Origin of the sequence: Streptomyces sp. LX-29, from assembly GCF_029541745.1 — a bacterium.
Lineage (GTDB): Bacteria > Actinomycetota > Actinomycetes > Streptomycetales > Streptomycetaceae > Streptomyces.
The window spans coordinates 3,342,717-3,360,269 of record NZ_CP089746.1 but is presented as its reverse complement, the minus strand read 5'-3'; the positions used below and the strand labels follow the sequence as shown (position 1 = coordinate 3,360,269).

The 17,553-nt window shown below is 69.2% G+C and carries 11 protein-coding genes and 2 rRNA genes; 8 read left to right on the top strand and 5 right to left on the bottom strand.

The features are described 5' to 3' along the window. The first annotated feature begins 35 nt into the window (after window positions 1–35). The gene (locus LRS74_RS14380) at window positions 36–365 is read left to right on the top strand and encodes an SH3 domain-containing protein (protein WP_277741368.1); all 330 of its coding nucleotides are present in this window, start codon (window positions 36–38) and stop codon (window positions 363–365) included. A 91-nt stretch (window positions 366–456) separates the two neighbouring features. Here LRS74_RS14380 and LRS74_RS14375 read toward each other — a convergent pair whose 3' ends face one another. Continuing rightward, complete coding sequence (locus LRS74_RS14375) at window positions 457–2,667, bottom strand: serine/threonine-protein kinase (RefSeq protein ID WP_277741366.1); 2,211 nt, start codon at window positions 2,665–2,667, stop codon at window positions 457–459. A gap of 208 nt (window positions 2,668–2,875) precedes the next feature. Between LRS74_RS14375 and LRS74_RS14370 the strand changes: the two genes are divergently transcribed. The 3 genes from LRS74_RS14370 (at window position 2,876) to LRS74_RS14360 (ending at window position 5,693) form a co-directional block, all read left to right on the top strand. After that, on the top strand, window positions 2,876–3,403 hold the full coding sequence (locus tag LRS74_RS14370) for a hypothetical protein (protein WP_277741365.1): 528 nt from the start codon (window positions 2,876–2,878) through the stop codon (window positions 3,401–3,403). Window positions 3,404–3,600: 197 nt separating this feature from the next. Next, the gene (gene sigJ, locus LRS74_RS14365) at window positions 3,601–4,494 is read left to right on the top strand and encodes an RNA polymerase sigma factor SigJ (RefSeq protein ID WP_277741364.1); all 894 of its coding nucleotides are present in this window, start codon (window positions 3,601–3,603) and stop codon (window positions 4,492–4,494) included. 68 nt (window positions 4,495–4,562) lie between these two features. Further along, a complete protein-coding gene (locus LRS74_RS14360) occupies window positions 4,563–5,693 on the top strand; it encodes an FAD-dependent oxidoreductase (protein WP_277741363.1) in 1,131 nt (376 codons plus the stop codon). A 56-nt stretch (window positions 5,694–5,749) separates the two neighbouring features. On the opposite strand, the gene LRS74_RS14355 is transcribed toward LRS74_RS14360, so the two are convergent. Then, complete coding sequence (locus tag LRS74_RS14355) at window positions 5,750–7,303, bottom strand: SulP family inorganic anion transporter (protein ID WP_277741362.1); 1,554 nt, start codon at window positions 7,301–7,303, stop codon at window positions 5,750–5,752. A gap of 155 nt (window positions 7,304–7,458) precedes the next feature. After that, window positions 7,459–7,875 carry a hypothetical protein gene (locus tag LRS74_RS14350; protein WP_277741361.1) on the bottom strand — a complete coding sequence of 139 codons (417 nt, stop codon included), beginning with the start codon at window positions 7,873–7,875 and terminating at the stop codon, window positions 7,459–7,461. A gap of 380 nt (window positions 7,876–8,255) precedes the next feature. On the opposite strand from LRS74_RS14350, the gene proC reads away from it, so the two are divergent. After that, window positions 8,256–9,065, top strand: a complete 810-nt coding sequence (proC, locus tag LRS74_RS14345) for a pyrroline-5-carboxylate reductase (RefSeq protein WP_144383342.1) — start codon at window positions 8,256–8,258, stop codon at window positions 9,063–9,065. Between the two features lie 12 nt (window positions 9,066–9,077). Here proC and LRS74_RS14340 read toward each other — a convergent pair whose 3' ends face one another. After that, window positions 9,078–9,689: a cysteine hydrolase family protein gene (locus LRS74_RS14340; RefSeq protein ID WP_277741360.1), complete on the bottom strand. Its 612-nt coding sequence runs from the start codon at window positions 9,687–9,689 to the stop codon at window positions 9,078–9,080. Between the two features lie 95 nt (window positions 9,690–9,784). Here LRS74_RS14340 and LRS74_RS14335 point away from each other — a divergent pair, with 95 nt between their 5' ends. Further along, entirely contained in the window at window positions 9,785–10,870 is a 1,086-nt protein-coding gene (locus LRS74_RS14335) for a helix-turn-helix domain-containing protein (RefSeq protein ID WP_277741359.1), read from the top strand. Here the strand turns inward: LRS74_RS14335 and trpS are convergent. Continuing rightward, window positions 10,837–11,865 (bottom strand): tryptophan--tRNA ligase, encoded by a 1,029-nt coding sequence (trpS, locus tag LRS74_RS14330; RefSeq protein WP_277741358.1) that lies wholly within the window; start codon window positions 11,863–11,865, stop codon window positions 10,837–10,839. The genes LRS74_RS14335 and trpS overlap by 34 nt on opposite strands. Before the next feature lie 746 nt (window positions 11,866–12,611). On the opposite strand from trpS, the gene LRS74_RS14325 reads away from it, so the two are divergent. Together LRS74_RS14325 and LRS74_RS14320 are read left to right on the top strand one after the other, a co-directional pair. After that, window positions 12,612–14,139, top strand: a 16S ribosomal RNA gene (locus tag LRS74_RS14325). 285 nt (window positions 14,140–14,424) lie between these two features. Further along, window positions 14,425–17,546, top strand: a 23S ribosomal RNA gene (locus LRS74_RS14320). The 16S and 23S rRNA genes sit together here, the layout of an rRNA operon. The last annotated feature ends 7 nt before the right edge of the window (window positions 17,547–17,553 follow it).

Here is a 17,553-nt window from a genome sequence, read left to right as displayed (position 1 = left end):
CACACAACTGACGTTCCAACGGGGGAGGGGCCGACATGGCCATGGAAGAAGCCGTCGAGGAGTCCGTAGCGGCCGAGGCGGTGGGAGAGTCCGTCGAGACGATGGCCGCCGCCGAGTCCGTCACCTATCCGGTGGCGCCCGGCCACCGGGTCAACGTCCGCCGCGGGCCCAGCAGCACCAGCCCGCTGGTCAAGGTGCTGCCGTACGACGCGCGGGTGCCCATACGCTGCCAGCGCCGCGGCGAGCGGGTCAGCGGCCCGTACGGCACGACGGACGTCTGGGACAACATCGCGCCCGGGCAGTTCGTCTCGGACGCGTTCGTGAAGACCGGGAGCGACGGCTTCGTCGCCCCGCAGTGCGGCTGACGCCGCCTCACCACGCGGTCAAGGGCACGGACGTCGCCGGCGGTCGGAACGGGCTGCCGGCGGCGGGGCGGTCGCGGCCCCCTCTCTGCGGCTATCGCTTCGGCTTCGCGTTCGGGTTCTCCGGGTCGATGGAGAACACCGTCCCGTCCACCGCCGTTCCGACCAGCGCGCCGCCCAGCGGCAGCACCTGGGAGGTCGGTCCGAAGCCACTGGTGCTGCTGCGCGCCGCGGACTGCCACAGCGGTCGGCCGTCGGACATCCGGATCGCCTGGAACCGGCCGCTGGAGCTGCACAGGTAGATGGTGCGGCCGTCCTCGGACACCAGCGGCTTACCGAGTCGCTCCACCGGTGTCGCCCGCGACCACACCTCGGCCCCGGTGTCGGGGTCGACGAGGGTGACGCGCCCGCTCTCCTGCACGAAGAAGAGCCGGCCGTCGACGAGCGCCCCGGTGCCCGAGGCGCCCGCGGGCAGACTGAAGCTGCGCTCCTTCCCGGTCTTCTCATCGATCCGGATGAGCTTCTCGTACCTGGCGAACGTCGACGCGTCGGCCCGCAGGGCGAGGAGCGCCCCGTTCCGCCGCCCCACCGGTTCGTCGGTATCCCGGAGCCGGCCCAGCTGCTTCATGCTGCCGTCACGCGGGTCGAACCGCATCATGGTGGAGCGGTTCTCCGACAGCCAGCAGTAGGCGTACGGCGGCCCGCTCGTGGAGGGCATCGGGTTGCAGGAGGCCCCCTGCGGCAGCGGGGCCGTCCAGCGGGTCTGGCCGGTCACCGCGTGCCGGGCCACGATCGCGCTGTCGCCCGGGGTGTTGGACAGCAGCAGATCGCCCACCAGCTGGGTGTCGGCGGTGGAGCTCACCTGGTGTGACCACGCGGCTGTGCCGGTGTCGGTGCGCAGCGCCACCAGCCGGCTGGTGGTGTCGTTCACGGAGTCGTGGAGATAGACCAGGTCACCGTGCACGTTCAGGGGTGAGGTGTTGGTGCTGGTCGTGTCCACGTTGAGGACGAGGCCCTTGGCGCGCCACTCGACCTTGCCGTTGAGGCCGTTGATCCGGACCACCGGGGCGTCCATGCCGCCGCAGTAGAGGGTGGTGCCCTGGGCCACGCAGCCGGGGTCGGACTCGTCGCCCTGCACATGGTCGACGCCGGCCGCGACCGGCTGGCTCATCCGCCACGGCCGCCAGCCCGCGGGGAGCGGCACCGCCCGGGTGCTCGGGGTCGCGGTTTCGGACGGGCCCGGGTCGGAGCTGGTGCGTACCCCGCTGCCGCCCGAGGCGTACAGCGCCACTCCGCCGCCGCCGAGGCCGAGCGCCGCCACGGCGGCCACGATGGCCAGCACGGTGCGTCGGCGCCGCCGGCCGGGGCTGGTGGGGCCGTAGTCCCGAGGGGTCCGGTCCGGGCCGGAGTCCCGGTCGGGCGCCGTGCCGCCGCCCGTCTCCGGTCCCCGCGCCGGGGCGTCGCCGCCGGTCTCGCCGGCCTGGGCGAGCAGCGAACCGCGCGTCGGCAGGTCGCGCAGCCGCGGCATCAGCTCGGGCAGCGCGGGCCGCTCGGCGGGGTCCTTGGCGAGACAGTCGGCCACGATGTCGCGCAGCGGGCGAGCCAGCTCCTCCAGCGCGGGCGGCTCGTGCACCACCTGATAGGCCGTCATGTAGGGGCTGTCCGAGTCGAACGGACCGCGCCCGGTCACCGCGTACACCAGCAGCGCGCCCAGCGAGAAGATGTCCGAGGCCGCGGTCACCTCGCGCGGCCGGCTGAGCTGCTCGGGCGACATGAAGGGCGGGGTGCCCATCACCCGACCGGTGACCGTCAGCGTCTGGTTGTCCGCCGCCCGGGAGATCCCGAAGTCGATGACGCGCGGCCCGTCCTCCGACATCAGGACGTTGGCCGGCTTCAGGTCGCGGTGCACGACGCCGACCCGGTGGATGTCGCCCAGCGCCTCGGCCATCCCCAGCGCCAGCCGGCGCAGCTCCGCGGCGTCCAGCGGCCCGGTGTCGGCGAGTCGCTGGGCGAGCGTCTGCCCGGGGACGTACAGGGTGGCCATCCACGGCCGCTCGGCGTCCGGGTCGGCGTCCACGACCGGGGCGGTGTAGGCGCCGCTCACCCGCCGGGCCGCGGCCACCTCCTGGCGGAACCGGGTGCGGAACTCGTCGTCGAGCGCGAACTGCGCGTGCACGAGCTTGACGGCGACCTGCCGGCCGGAGGCCGAGCAGGCCCGGTACACCACCCCCATGCCGCCGGACCCGAGTCGTTCCAGCAGCTGGTAGTCGCCAATCGATTCCGGATCCCCGGCGCTCAGCGGCACCCTCGCCCCTCCCGTATCCCGGCACGCCCGAGGCTGCTCAGCCTAAACGGCGCGCCCGGAGACCGGCAGCCCGGTACACGCCCTCGCGTGGGCGGGCGTGGCGCGTCCGCGCGGCGGGCGGCCGGGGTGCACCCCGCGCGGGCGGCCGGGTGCGTCCCCGCGCGGGCGGCCGGTGGGGATCCCGGGCCGCCGATAGATAATCGATGGCATGAGCGAAGCGAAGCGGCCGGACGGCACGGAGGAGGACCAGGGCGGGCCCCGGCCCGAACCCCTGCGGTTCTTCGGGACGACCTGGGTGCGCCACGACGGCGGATACGCGGCGCGGCGCGCCGGTGTCGCCCTCGGCTCCCTGGCCGCCGCCGCGGCCGGCGCCTTCGTGTTGCGCTTCGCCTACCAGGGCGTGGCCCTCTCCGAGGCCGGCGGGCTGGTCAACGCGATGCTCATCGCGGCCTTCGCGATCTGCAGCGCCATCGGCTTCCGCCGCACCTGGGAGGGGTTCAGGCGGCGCCCCGAGACACCACGCGACGAGGCCGTCGAGCGCTCGATGCGCAGTATCAAGAGCATCGGCTTCGTCGGCGTCCTGCTCGCCTACTTCGTCCGCAGCCTCGCGGAGGCCCCCGGGGAGAAGCTGGTCCGCGCCGAGTACGAGGCCGACCGTGCCGCCTACGAGCGCCGCCGCACCTCCCGCACCGGCAACCCGGCCAAGGCCGGAAAGAAGCCCCGCAAGCGCCGCTGACGCCCTCGCCGCGGCGGCGCGGCCGCCGGTGTCGACGCCCCGGTGCCGACCCGCGCCCGTCCCCCGTGTCACACCTCGCCCCGCCCTGTCGTCTCCCTTCCGGTCCCTTCCGGTCCCTTCCGGGCCGACGGCGGGCGCCGCGCGGCGCCGGGATTCCGACGTCGATGGGCGGCGCGGGGCGCGAGAGGATGACGATCATGGCTGAGCTGACGGAGTTCGAGACGCACCGCCGACGGCTGTGGGCCGTCGCCTACCGCATCACGGGATCGGTCGCGGACGCCGACGACGCGGTGCAGGAGACCTGGCTGCGCTGGCAGGCGCTGCCGGAGGGAGAGGCGACCGACCCGCGCGCGTACCTCACCACCGTCGTCAGCCGGATCTGTTACGACCAGCTGGGCTCCGCCCGGTCCCGCCGTGAGACCTACGTCGGCCCCTGGCTGCCGGAGCCGGTCGTGGCGCAGAGCCCCGCCCCCGGCTCCCCGGAGGACCGGGTCACCCTGGACGAGTCGGTGGGCATGGCGATGCTCACCGTGCTGGAGCGGCTGACCCCGGCCGAGCGCACCGCCTTCATCCTGCACGACGTGTTCGCGGTGCCGTTCCCGGAGATCGCCGAGGTGGTGGGCCGCACCCCCGACTCCGTACGGCAGCTCGCCTCGCGCGCCCGCAGACGGGTGCGGGACCAGGCGCCGCGACGCTCGGTGGATCGGGGCGAGCACCGTCGCGCGGTGGACGCCTTCCTGGCCGCCGTCATGGGCGGGGACTTCGACGGGCTGCTGGAGATCCTCGACCCCCAGGTGGTCTACCGCGCGGACAGCGGCGGCAAGGTCAAGGGCGCGGCGCGGCTGCCGGTCATCGGCGGAGAGAAGGTGGCGCGCTTCGCGCTGCGCCTGATGCGCGGCTTCGACCGGCGGACCATGAGCATGACCGTACGGGACGTCAACGGCGCCCCCGGGCTCCTCTTCCGGGACCCCGCCGGCGGGCTGGCCGGCGTCTTCGCCTTCACCCTCGACGGGGACGACGGCCGGATCGTCGGCATCGACGTCGTCCTCAACCCCGACAAGCTCGGCCATCTGGACCTCGACACGGTGTGACGCGGCTCACCGTCACACCCGGGGTCGCTGTGTCGTCCCCTTGGCGAACAACCCGCCAAGGAGGCGACATGAACCGAGGCAACGCGCGCCACGGCGACGCGCAGCGACGGCAGATCGTGGTGCTGGGCGCCGGCTACGCCGGCCTGATGGCCGCGCTGCGGCTGGCCCCGCACGACGACGTCACCCTCGTCGACCCCAGCGACCGCTTCACCGAGCGGGTCCGTCTGCACGAGCTGGCCGCCGCCGGTACGGACGTCACCCGTCCGCTCTCCGGGTTCCTGGCCGGCACCTCCGTCACCCACATCGCCGCCCGCGCGGTCGGCATCGACACCGCCGCCCGCGCGGTGCGCACCGACGACGGCCGGACCCTGCCCTACGACCGGCTGGTGTACGCGCTCGGCAGCCGCACCGGCACCGAGGGCGGCGTCCTGGGCGCCGGGGACCGCGCGTACACGGTGGAGACCGGCGCCGAGCTGCGCAAGCGGCTGCTGGACGGCCCGGGCTCGGTGGCGGTGGTCGGCGGCGGTCTCACCGGCGTCGAGCTCGCCGGCGAGATCGCCGAGTCCGCGCCCGGCTGGCAGGTGCGGCTGCTGACCGCCGGCGAGGTCGGCACCGGGCTCTCCGAGAAGGGCCGGGCCCATGTCCGCGCCGCCCTCGGCGGGCTGGGGGTGCGCGTCGAGGAGGGCCTGCGGGTGGCCGGCGCCGACGACGTCGACGCGGACGTGGTGGTCTGGGCCGCCGCCATGACGGCCAACAGCGCGCTCGCGGCCTCCGCCGGCCTGGCCCTGGACCCGACGGGCCGGATCCGGGTCGATGACGCGCTGCGTTCGGTCTCGCACCCCGAGATCTCGGTGGCCGGCGACGCGGCCGCCGCCGGCTCGCCCCTGGCGGGCCCGCTGCGCATGGGCTGCGCCACCGCGCTGCCCACCGGTTCGCACGTCGCCTCCGTGCTGCTGGCCGAGGCGCGTGGCGAGGCCCCCAAACCCCTGGGGTTCCGCTACATCATCCAGTGCCTGAGCCTGGGCCGCCGCGACGGTCTGATCCAGTTCGTCCGCGCCGACGACTCGCCGCGCGAGCGGGCGCTGACCGGCCGCGCCGCCGCGTTCGCCAAGGAGCGCGTCGTACGCCAGACCGTCGCCAACCTCCGGCTGGCGGCCAACCGGCCCTCCCTGGTGCCGCTGCTCCCGGCCATGTCCTGAACGGGCCGGGCGCCGAGGCGGGGAGGGGGCGGCCCCGCCTCGGCGTTCGGTTCAGCTCACGGTCCGCTCGGCGCCGCCGCCGTGCGCACCGGGTCCACCACCGCGTTGTGCCGCTCGGCCCAGATCGCCAGGGCCATCGCACAGGCGTGGTCGACGTGGCGCAGCCCGCTCAGGTCCAGCTCCACCGACCGCTCGCGCGGCAGCGCCTCCAGCACGTCCAGCAGCTTCGGCAGCCGCAGGAAGGTCGCGTTGCCGAGCACGCGCACCCGGATCACGCCGTCCGCGCCGGTCCCCGTGCCGGGACCGGCGTCGTCGCCGGCGTCTCGGGCCAGGTCGCCGCGCCCCTGCTCCGCGGGGTCGTCCAGCCCGGTGACCTCGACATGCACATGCGAGGTCTCCCAGGCGGACTTGGCGACCGCCATCAGCAGGCCGATCAGCACGCCCTCGAACATGTTGGTCACCACGATGGCGCCGGCGGTGACGGCCAGCACCACGGCCTCGCCCCGGTGTTCCCGCCACAGCGGGGCCAGCTCCCTGACCGGCAGCAGCTTCCAGCCCGCGTGGATGAGCACGCCCGCGAGCGCCGACACCGGGATCACGCCCAGCGCCGAGGGGAAGAGCACCGCGAAGACCAGCAGCCAGGCGCCGTGCAGCACGCGTGACGTCTTGGTCCTGGCGCCGGCCTGGACGTTGGCGGCGCTGCGGACGATCACCGCCGTCATCGGCAGCGCGCCCAGCACACCGCACACCGCGTTGCCGGTGCCCTGGGCGATCAGCTCCTTGTCGTAGTCGGTCCGCGGGCCGTCGTGCAGCCGGTCCACGGCGGCCGCGCTGAACAGGCTCTCCGCCGAGGCGATCAGCGCGAAGGCCAGCACGGTCCCCAGCACGCCGAACTCCGCCAGCCGCGCCAGGTCCCCGCCGTTCGGCGGCCGCACGGCGTCCACCAGGCCCTGGACCTCCACCCGCGCCACCGGCAGGTCCAGCAGCGCGGTCGCGGCCGTGGCCAGCGCCACCGCCGCCAGCGGGGCCGGCAGCAGCCGTGCCCCGCGCCGCCACAGCGGCCACAGCACCAGCACCAGCACGGTGCCGGCGCCCACTCCGACGGCCTGCAGGGCGTCCGTGGAGCCGGCCACGTCGGTCACCAGACCGGGCAGCCGGCCGAGCTTGCCGAGCCCGCTGCCGGGCGCCGGCGCGTCGGCCAGCGCGTACAGCTGCCCGGCGATCAGCACCAGGCCGATGCCGGCGAGCATGCCCTGCACCACGGCCACGGAGATCGCGCGGAACCAGCGGCCGAGCCGCAGCAGGCCCATCGCCAGCTGCAGCGCGCCGGCGGCCAGCACCAGGACGCCCAGCGTCCCGAGGCCGTACTCGTCCACCGCCTCGTAGACCAGCACGGTCAGCCCGGCGGCGGGGCCGCTCACCTGGAGGCTGCTGCCCGGCAGCAGGCCGGTTATCAGGCCGCCCACGATGCCGGTTATCAGGCCGAGTTCGGCCGGTACGCCGGAGGCGACGGCGACGCCCACGCAGAGCGGGACGGCGACCAGGAAGACGACGAGGGAAGCGGTGAAGTCGGCGCGGAAGACGGTTCGGTCGGGGAGATGCTTCGTCATGGGCGTTCCTCCAACATGCCCCGCGCGCTCGGCGACGGGACATGACGCATCGCTGCGTGAACTTCGTCAACGGATGAACTGCGGGGCGGGCCGCTCATCGGGCGCCCGCGGGAGGGAGTTCGCGCCGCGCGGCTGGGCGGCGGCGGCCGTGACGGTCAGCAGCGGAATATCTGGAGGGCGACGGGAAGGTCGCTCGATCTCGACACCGGGACGGTGTGGTGTCCGGTGCGGCGGACCCCGTGCCCGGCGGGCGGCCGGGCCGGGTCGGCGTCGGCGTCGCCCACACAGAGGGGCGTGCCGCGGGGGACGGGGGCGGTGACCGGGGATCCGCCGGGGCGGCGGCCCTCGCAGTCCTCGGAGGCGGGGTGCGGCAGCCGGCGGGTGTCGGTGACGACGGTCCGCCGCTCGGAGAGTTGAACGGGCTCGGCCGCCGGCCCGGCGGCGGAACGGCCCGCGCCCGGGGCGGACCTCGTGGTGGGCGCGAAGCCGCAGTCGGTGACGATGAGCACGGCGAGCAGCAGTAACGACAGGGCGGCTATCAGCCCGCGACCGGCTCGCCCGATCGTCGTCATCCTCGCCCCCTCCGCCGCGCGTTTCCGTCGCGTCGACACTCAACTTCATTTTGTCTAAGGGGTGGTGGCGATGCGCGGTCCTTACGTAATCAACCTGTGAACACGGAGTCAGCAAAGCGGAGGAAGCGGCTCCAATGGTCTCGGCGCACGCCCGCGCGGCGCGCGGCGTCGCATACGCCGCGGCCGCGCCCCTGGCGCCGCCACCGCGCGAAGCGCACCTCCCGCCCCCGACACACGCCCCCGTACCGAGGGGTGGACGCCGCCTCGCGCCACCCGCCCGGGGTGCGAGGATGACGGCAGAGGGTGACGACGGGCGGGCCCGTGGCAGGAGCCGGCCCCCGCGCACCGGACCGTATGGACCGTATGGGGTGAACGACACCATGACGCAGAAGGTCGCCGTGCTCGGCACGGGAAAGATCGGCGAGGCACTGCTGAGCGGCATGATCCGCGGCGGCTGGGCCCCGTCCGACCTGCTGGTCACCGCGCGCCGCGCGGAGCGCGCCGAGGAGCTGCGCTCCCGCTACGGCGTGGAGGCCGTCTCCAACGCCGAGGCGGCCAAGACCGCCGACACCCTCATCCTCACCGTGAAGCCGCAGGACATGGCCGCGCTGCTGGACGAGCTGGCCCCGCACGTCCCGGCCGACCGGCTGGTCGTCAGCGGCGCGGCCGGCATCCCCACCGCCTTCCTCGAAGCGCGGCTCGCCGCGGGCACCCCGGTGGTCCGCGTCATGACCAACACCCCCGCCCTGGTGGACGAGGCCATGTCGGTCATCTCGCCGGGGAGCCACGCCACCGCGGAGCACCTCGCCCACGCCGAGGAGATCTTCGGCGGTGTCGGCAAGACGCTGCGGGTGCCGGAGTCCCAGCAGGACGCCGCCACCGCCCTCTCCGGCTCCGGCCCCGCCTACTTCTACTTCCTGGTCGAGGCGATGACCGACGCGGGCATCCTCCTCGGGCTGCCCCGCGACAAGGCCCACGATCTGATCGTGCAGGCCGCGATCGGCGCCGCCGTGATGCTCCGCGACAGCGGCGAGCACCCGGTCAAGCTCCGCGAGGCGGTCACCTCCCCGGCCGGCACCACCATCAGCGCCATCCGCGAACTGGAGCGCCACGGGGTGCGCGCCGCCCTGATCGCGGCCCTGGAGGCGGCCCGCGACCGCAGCCAGGAGCTGGCCACGGGCAACGGCTGAGCGGCCGCGGACCTAGCTGCTCGCCGCGGCGACGAGCTCCTTGGTCGTCACCACCTTCGCGAACCCGCCGCCGTGCAGCGAGACCGCGGTGGCCCGCGCCAGCTCCTGGGCCGTCAGCTTCCAGCCGTCGGGCCCCTCCAGGTCGAAGGTGTGGGTGGCGTCCAGCGCGAAGAACACCTCGTAGCCCAGGTTGCCGCCCATGCGGGCCGTCGTCTCGCAGCACATGTTGGTCTGGATGCCGGTCACCACGAGCTGCCGACCCTGTCCCTCGGCGGCTTCGCCGTGGGGCAGCGCGTCCAGCCATTCCCTCAGGTCCGGCGTGCCGTAGAAGGCCGAGTTCACGGTCTTGGTGATGAGGACCTCCGGCCCGCTCCCCTTCCCGCGCCGGGACGCCACGACGTCCTTGAAGTCGTTGCCCTCCTGGCCCGGCCGCAGCGGCGAGTTCGGCTTGGGCGAGTCGTGCCGGACGAAGACGACCGGGCGGCCGGTCGACTGCCAGGCGTCGATCAGGGCCGTGATGTTCTCCTCGGCGGCCGGGTTGTCCCGCGGGCCCCAGTGCACGGGGTCGTCGAAGCCCTTCTGTACGTCGATGACCACCAGCGCTGCGTTCTGTGCGATATCCATGCCCCTGAGCCTGCCGGGCCGTAGGCGCCCCGCACAGTGGCGGCAACGCCGAGCATCGATGGATTTCTGCCAGCCGTTCTGACAGCATGGCGGGCATGCAGCAGCCGGACCCCCGGCCGCGGACGCGACCGCAGCGCATCGCCCTGGTCGCCATCCCCGGCATCCGCGCCTTCGACGTCTCCGTCATCACCGAGGTCTGGGGCGTCGACCGTACCGACCGGGGCGTCCCGCCGTTCGAGCTGCGCCGGTGCGCCGTCGACCACACCCCCGTGGCCATCCCCGGCGGGCTCACCCTCACCCCCGACCGCACCCTCGACTGGATGCTCCGGGCGGACCTCGTCGTCGTCCCCGGCCTCGACGACCGCATCACCCCGGCACCGGCCCCCGTGCTGGAGGCCCTGCGCCGCGCCCATGCCGCCGGCATCCCGGTGGCCGCGCTCTGCGGCGGCGCCTTCACCCTCGCCCAGGCCGGGCTGCTCGACGGGCGCCGCGCGATCACCCACTGGCGCTTCACCGACCTGCTACGCGAGCGCTACCCCGAGGTCGCCGTCGAGCCCGACGCGCTGTTCATCGAGGATGACAACATCTGGACCTCGGCCGGCACGGCCGCCGGCATCGACCTCTGCCTGCACCTGGTCCGCACGGCCCACGGCGCGGAGGCCGCCGCCGCCATCGCCCGCTCGATGGTCACCGCGCCCTTCCGCGCCGGCGGCCAGGCACAGTTCATCGAGCGCCCCACGCCGGCCGTCGACCGGGACGACGACGCGCTGGCGTCCGTACGAGAGCGCGCCCTGCGACACCTCCACGAACCACTCACCGTGGCGGAGCTGGCCCGCTGGGCCGGGATGTCCGCGCGCTCCTTCGCCCGCCACTTCGCCGCCACCACCGGCACCACCCCACTGCGCTGGCTGCTGGAGCAGCGGCTGGCGGCGGCCCAGAAGCTGCTGGAACGCACCGACCTGCCCATCCCCGAGGTGGCCCGTCGCGCGGGCTTCGGCAGCGAGATCACCATGCGGCAGCACTTCGCCAGCCGCCTCGCCACCAGCCCGCGCGACTACCGCGCCGCCTTCTCCAGCAGCCGGCCGACCACCGGGGCCCACGGCCGCTCGGGCGGCGGGCGGACCGCGCCGCCCGAGCCCGGAGCGGGTCATCCGGGCGGCAGCAGCCCGACCGCCGCGTAGGCGGCGTCCACGCGCGGCCGCGCCAGCGCCCGGGCCCGCTCCGCCCCCTCCCGCAGCACCCCCTCCATATAGGAGGGCTCGGCGCACAGCTCCGCGTGCCGTCGCCGCAGCGGCCGCAGCAGCTCCACCACGGCCTCGGCGGTGTCCTTCTTCAGGGCGCCGTACGAGGTGTACTCCTCGGCCAGCTCCTGGGGCTTGCCCCCGGTGCACGCCGCCAGCACGTCCAGCAGGTTCGCCACCCCCGGCCGCTCCTGCGGGTCGTACTCCATCCCGCCCTCGGCCCCGCTGTCCGTGACCGCCCGCATCACCTTCCGGCGCACCGCGTCCGGCTCGTCCAGCAGATAGACGATCCCGCTCGTCTCGGCGTGTGACTTGCCCATCTTCACCGTGGGGTCCCGCAGATCCATGACGCGGGCGGCCACCTGCGGGTAGGAGGCCCGAGGCACCCGGAAGACCGGCCCGTACCGCTGGTTGAAGCGCAGCGCCAGATCACGGCAGAGCTCGACGTGCTGCGTCTGGTCGTCGCCCACAGGCACCTCGTCCGTCCCGTACGCCAGGATGTCCGCCGCCATCAACGCCGGATAGGTGAGCAGCGACAGCCGTACGCTGCGGCCCCGCGCGGCCTCCCGCGCGGCCTTCTCCTTGTACTGGATCATGCGCCGCATCTCGCCGTCGGCCGCGGTGCACTCCATCAGATAGGACAGCCGCGCGTGCTCGTCCACATGGCTCTGGACGAAGACGGTGCACAGCTCCGGGTCGAGCCCGGCCGCCAGCAGCAGCGTGGCGGTCTGCCGGCTGAGGCGCCGCACCCGCGCGGGGTCGTGCTCCACGGTGAGCGCGTGCAGGTCCACCACGCAGAACAGCGCGTCCGCGCGGTGCTGCTCCTCTTCCACCCAGTGGCGCATGGCCCCCAGATAGTTCCCCAGTGTCAGATGTCCACTGGGCTTGATCCCGCTGAAGGTGCGTCGCCCCGGCCGTCCTGCCAGCTCTGCCATCGCAGTGTTCCCTCATCCCCTGTATCGGGGCCGCCGCTCCGGATCGGCCGGTCCCGCAGGGCTGCGGAGATGCGAACGGCCGCCGAGGCGGCCGCCGTGTTCATGCATGCGCGTCTGCGGCCGCCGGTCAGGCGGCCCACCAAGGTCGGATCAGCGCACGCGTTCGCATGCGAGCGACCATACGCGCCCGACACTCCCTCGGCCACAGGTTTGAAGCCGCTCGGAGTGTCATGTAGTGTTCTCCGAGTTGTCACGGAGTCCCACGGGGACGACGGGGCAGCGCTTCGAGCCGCACCGGCGGCAAATCACCACTGCACGGCCCCTGATCGGGAACGACTTCGGCATGCCGAAATTCGAACCGAAAAGCTCGATTATGAGCTGCCAGGGAAATCCGCTAAAGTAGTGATCACGCCGGAAGGCGCGAAACAAACCCCCTCCAACGGGGACCGGAAACAAATTCGGACCGGGAACGGAACGAAAAAGAATCTGGTAAGGTTGGAAACACCGAAGGGAAGCGCCCGGAGGGCCCGGTGAAACGGGACCGAAGGAAGCGTCCGTTCCTTGAGAACTCAACAGCGTGCCAAAAGTCAACGCCAGATATGTTGATACCCCGTCGAAGGGCCATCACGGCCCGATGACGAGGTTCCTTTGAAGAAAAAACACAGCGAGGACGCTGTGAACGGGTGGGACCATTCCTCCTACCTGTTCCGCTCAACGCGAGTGTGCACCCGATTAACGGGAAAACATTCACGGAGAGTTTGATCCTGGCTCAGGACGAACGCTGGCGGCGTGCTTAACACATGCAAGTCGAACGATGAACCCGCTTCGGTGGGGGATTAGTGGCGAACGGGTGAGTAACACGTGGGCAATCTGCCCTGCACTCTGGGACAAGCCCTGGAAACGGGGTCTAATACCGGATACGACCACTGACCGCATGGTTGGTGGTGGAAAGCTCCGGCGGTGCAGGATGAGCCCGCGGCCTATCAGCTTGTTGGTGGGGTGATGGCCTACCAAGGCGACGACGGGTAGCCGGCCTGAGAGGGCGACCGGCCACACTGGGACTGAGACACGGCCCAGACTCCTACGGGAGGCAGCAGTGGGGAATATTGCACAATGGGCGAAAGCCTGATGCAGCGACGCCGCGTGAGGGATGACGGCCTTCGGGTTGTAAACCTCTTTCAGCAGGGAAGAAGCGAAAGTGACGGTACCTGCAGAAGAAGCGCCGGCTAACTACGTGCCAGCAGCCGCGGTAATACGTAGGGCGCGAGCGTTGTCCGGAATTATTGGGCGTAAAGAGCTCGTAGGCGGCTTGTCACGTCGGATGTGAAAGCCCGGGGCTTAACCCCGGGTCTGCATTCGATACGGGCAGGCTAGAGTTCGGTAGGGGAGATCGGAATTCCTGGTGTAGCGGTGAAATGCGCAGATATCAGGAGGAACACCGGTGGCGAAGGCGGATCTCTGGGCCGATACTGACGCTGAGGAGCGAAAGCGTGGGGAGCGAACAGGATTAGATACCCTGGTAGTCCACGCCGTAAACGTTGGGAACTAGGTGTGGGCGACATTCCACGTTGTCCGTGCCGCAGCTAACGCATTAAGTTCCCCGCCTGGGGAGTACGGCCGCAAGGCTAAAACTCAAAGGAATTGACGGGGGCCCGCACAAGCGGCGGAGCATGTGGCTTAATTCGACGCAACGCGAAGAACCTTACCAAGGCTTGACATACACCGGAAAGCTGCAGAGATGTAGCCCCCCTTGTGGTCGGTGTACAGGTGGTGCATGGCTGTCGTCAGCTCGTGTCGTGAGATGTTGGGTTAAGTCCCGCAACGAGCGCAACCCTTGTTCTGTGTTGCCAGCATGCCCTTCGGGGTGATGGGGACTCACAGGAGACTGCCGGGGTCAACTCGGAGGAAGGTGGGGACGACGTCAAGTCATCATGCCCCTTATGTCTTGGGCTGCACACGTGCTACAATGGCCGGTACAATGAGCTGCGATACCGCGAGGTGGAGCGAATCTCAAAAAGCCGGTCTCAGTTCGGATTGGGGTCTGCAACTCGACCCCATGAAGTCGGAGTCGCTAGTAATCGCAGATCAGCATTGCTGCGGTGAATACGTTCCCGGGCCTTGTACACACCGCCCGTCACGTCACGAAAGTCGGTAACACCCGAAGCCGGTGGCCCAACCCCTTGTGGGAGGGAATCGTCGAAGGTGGGACTGGCGATTGGGACGAAGTCGTAACAAGGTAGCCGTACCGGAAGGTGCGGCTGGATCACCTCCTTTCTAAGGAGCACATGGCCGACTGCGAGCGAATGTCTCGCACGGTTAGCTCATGGGTGGAACGTTGACTACTCGGCACACTTGGTCTGCTGTGACTGTTAGTACTGCTTCGGCGTGGAACACGGTGCATGGTGGCTGGGAGTGTCGGGCACGCTGTTGGGTGTCTGAGGGTGCGAGCGTAGAGCTTGTTCCTTCGGGTGCCGGCCCCGGTGAAGCATCATCTTTGAGTGGTGTGTGACGGGTGGCTGGTTGTTGCTTGAGAACTGCACAGTGGACGCGAGCATCTGTGGCCAAGTTTTTAAGGGCGCACGGTGGATGCCTTGGCACCAGGAACCGATGAAGGACGTGGGAGGCCACGATAGGCCCCGGGGAGCTGTCAACCGAGCTTTGATCCGGGGGTGTCCGAATGGGGAAACCCGGCAGTCGTCATGGGCTGTCACCCATACCTGAACACATAGGGTATGTGGAGGGAACGCGGGGAAGTGAAACATCTCAGTACCCGCAGGAAGAGAAAACAACCGTGATTCCGGGAGTAGTGGCGAGCGAAACCGGATGAGGCTAAACCGTATGTGTGTGATACCCGGCAGGGGTTGCGCATGCGGGGTTGTGGGAGTGAGCTTCAGCAGTCTGCCGGCTGTTGGGCGAGTCAGAAACCGCATGGATAGGCGAAGGGCATGCGAAAGGCCCGGCGTAGAGGGTAAGACCCCCGTAGCTGAAATCTTTGCGGCTTGCTTGCTCATTTCCCAAGTAGCACGGGGCCCGAGAAATCCCGTGTGAATCTGGCGGGACCACCCGCTAAGCCTAAATATTCCCTGGTGACCGATAGCGGATAGTACCGTGAGGGAATGGTGAAAAGTACCGCGGGAGCGGAGTGAAATAGTACCTGAAACCGTGTGCCTACAAGCCGTGGGAGCGTCGCCGTGTTCTTCGGAGCACGGTCGTGACTGCGTGCCTTTTGAAGAATGAGCCTGCGAGTTTGCGGTGTGTTGCGAGGTTAACCCGTGTGGGGAAGCCGTAGCGAAAGCGAGTCCGAATAGGGCGATTGAGTAGCGCGCCCAAGACCCGAAGCGGAGTGATCTAGCCATGGGCAGGTTGAAGCGGAGGTAAGACTTCGTGGAGGACCGAACCCACCAGGGTTGAAAACCTGGGGGATGACCTGTGGTTAGGGGTGAAAGGCCAATCAAACTCCGTGATAGCTGGTTCTCCCCGAAATGCATTTAGGTGCAGCGTCGTGTGTTTCTTGCCGGAGGTAGAGCACTGGATAGGCGATGGGCCCTACCGGGTTACTGACCTTAGCCAAACTCCGAATGCCGGTAAGTGAGAGCGCGGCAGTGAGACTGTGGGGGATAAGCTCCATGGTCGAGAGGGAAACAGCCCAGAACATCGACTAAGGCCCCTAAGCGTGCGCTAAGTGGGAAAGGATGTGGAGTCGCAGAGACAACCAGGAGGTTGGCTTAGAAGCAGCCACCCTTGAAAGAGTGCGTAATAGCTCACTGGTCAAGTGATTCCGCGCCGACAATGTAGCGGGGCTCAAGCGTACCGCCGAAGTCATGTCATTCCAGCGTGAGGACCAACGTCTGCTGGGATGGGTAGGGGAGCGTCGTGTGCCGGGTGAAGCAGCCGTGGAAACGAGTTGTGGACGGTTCACGAGTGAGAATGCAGGCATGAGTAGCGATTCACACGTGGGAAACGTGTGCGCCGATTGACTAAGGGTTCCTGGGTCAAGCTGATCTGCCCAGGGTAAGTCGGGACCTAAGGCGAGGCCGACAGGCGTAGTCGATGGACAACCGGTTGATATTCCGGTACCCGCTTTGAAGCGCCAAACATCGAATCAGGCGATGCTAAGTCCGTGAAGCCGTCCTGGATCCTTCGGGTGAAGGGGAGTGGTGGAGCCGACGAACCAGACTTGTAGTAGGTGAGTGATGGGGTGACGCAGGAAGGTAGTCCAGCCCGGGCGGTGGTTGTCCCGGGGTAAGGGTGTAGGCCGTGCGGTAGGTAAATCCGTCGCACATGTAAGGCTGAGACCTGATGCCGAGCCGATTGTGGTGAAGTGGATGATCCTATGCTGTCGAGAAAAGCCTCTAGCGAGTTTCATGGCGGCCCGTACCCTAAACCGACTCAGGTGGTCAGGTAGAGAATACCGAGGCGTTCGGGTGAACTATGGTTAAGGAACTCGGCAAAATGCCCCCGTAACTTCGGGAGAAGGGGGGCCATTGCTGGTGAGGGAACTTGCTTCCTGAGCTGGTGGTGGCCGCAGAGACCAGCGAGAAGCGACTGTTTACTAAAAACACAGGTCCGTGCGAAGCCGTAAGGCGATGTATACGGACTGACGCCTGCCCGGTGCTGGAACGTTAAGGGGACCGGTTAGCTCTGTTTCGACGGGGCGAAGCTGAGAACTTAAGCGCCAGTAAACGGCGGTGGTAACTATAACCATCCTAAGGTAGCGAAATTCCTTGTCGGGTAAGTTCCGACCTGCACGAATGGCGTAACGACTTCTCGACTGTCTCAACCATAGGCCCGGTGAAATTGCATTACGAGTAAAGATGCTCGTTTCGCGCAGCAGGACGGAAAGACCCCGGGACCTTTACTATAGCTTGATATTGGTGTTCGGTTCGGCTTGTGTAGGATAGGTGGGAGACTGTGAAGCGGGCACGCCAGTGTTCGTGGAGTCATCGTTGAAATACCACTCTGGTCGTGCTGGATGTCTAACCTCGGTCCGTGATCCGGATCAGGGACAGTGTCTGGTGGGTAGTTTAACTGGGGCGGTTGCCTCCTAAAGAGTAACGGAGGCGCCCAAAGGTTCCCTCAGCCTGGTTGGCAATCAGGTGTTGAGTGTAAGTGCACAAGGGAGCTTGACTGTGAGACCGACGGGTCGAGCAGGGACGAAAGTCGGGACTAGTGATCCGGCGGTGGCTTGTGGAAGCGCCGTCGCTCAACGGATAAAAGGTACCCCGGGGATAACAGGCTGATCTTCCCCAAGAGTCCATATCGACGGGATGGTTTGGCACCTCGATGTCGGCTCGTCGCATCCTGGGGCTGGAGTCGGTCCCAAGGGTTGGGCTGTTCGCCCATTAAAGCGGTACGCGAGCTGGGTTTAGAACGTCGTGAGACAGTTCGGTCCCTATCCGCTGTGCGCGTAGGAGTCTTGAGAAGGGCTGTCCCTAGTACGAGAGGACCGGGACGGACGAACCTCTGGTGTGCCAGTTGTTCTGCCAAGGGCATGGCTGGTTGGCTACGTTCGGGAGGGATAACCGCTGAAAGCATCTAAGCGGGAAGCCTGCTTCGAGATGAGGACTCCCACCCACTTGATGGGGTAAGGCTCCCAGTAGACGACTGGGTTGATAGGCCGGATATGGAAGCCAGGTAACTGGTGGAGTTGACCGGTACTAATAGGCCGAGGGCTTGTCCTCAGTTGCT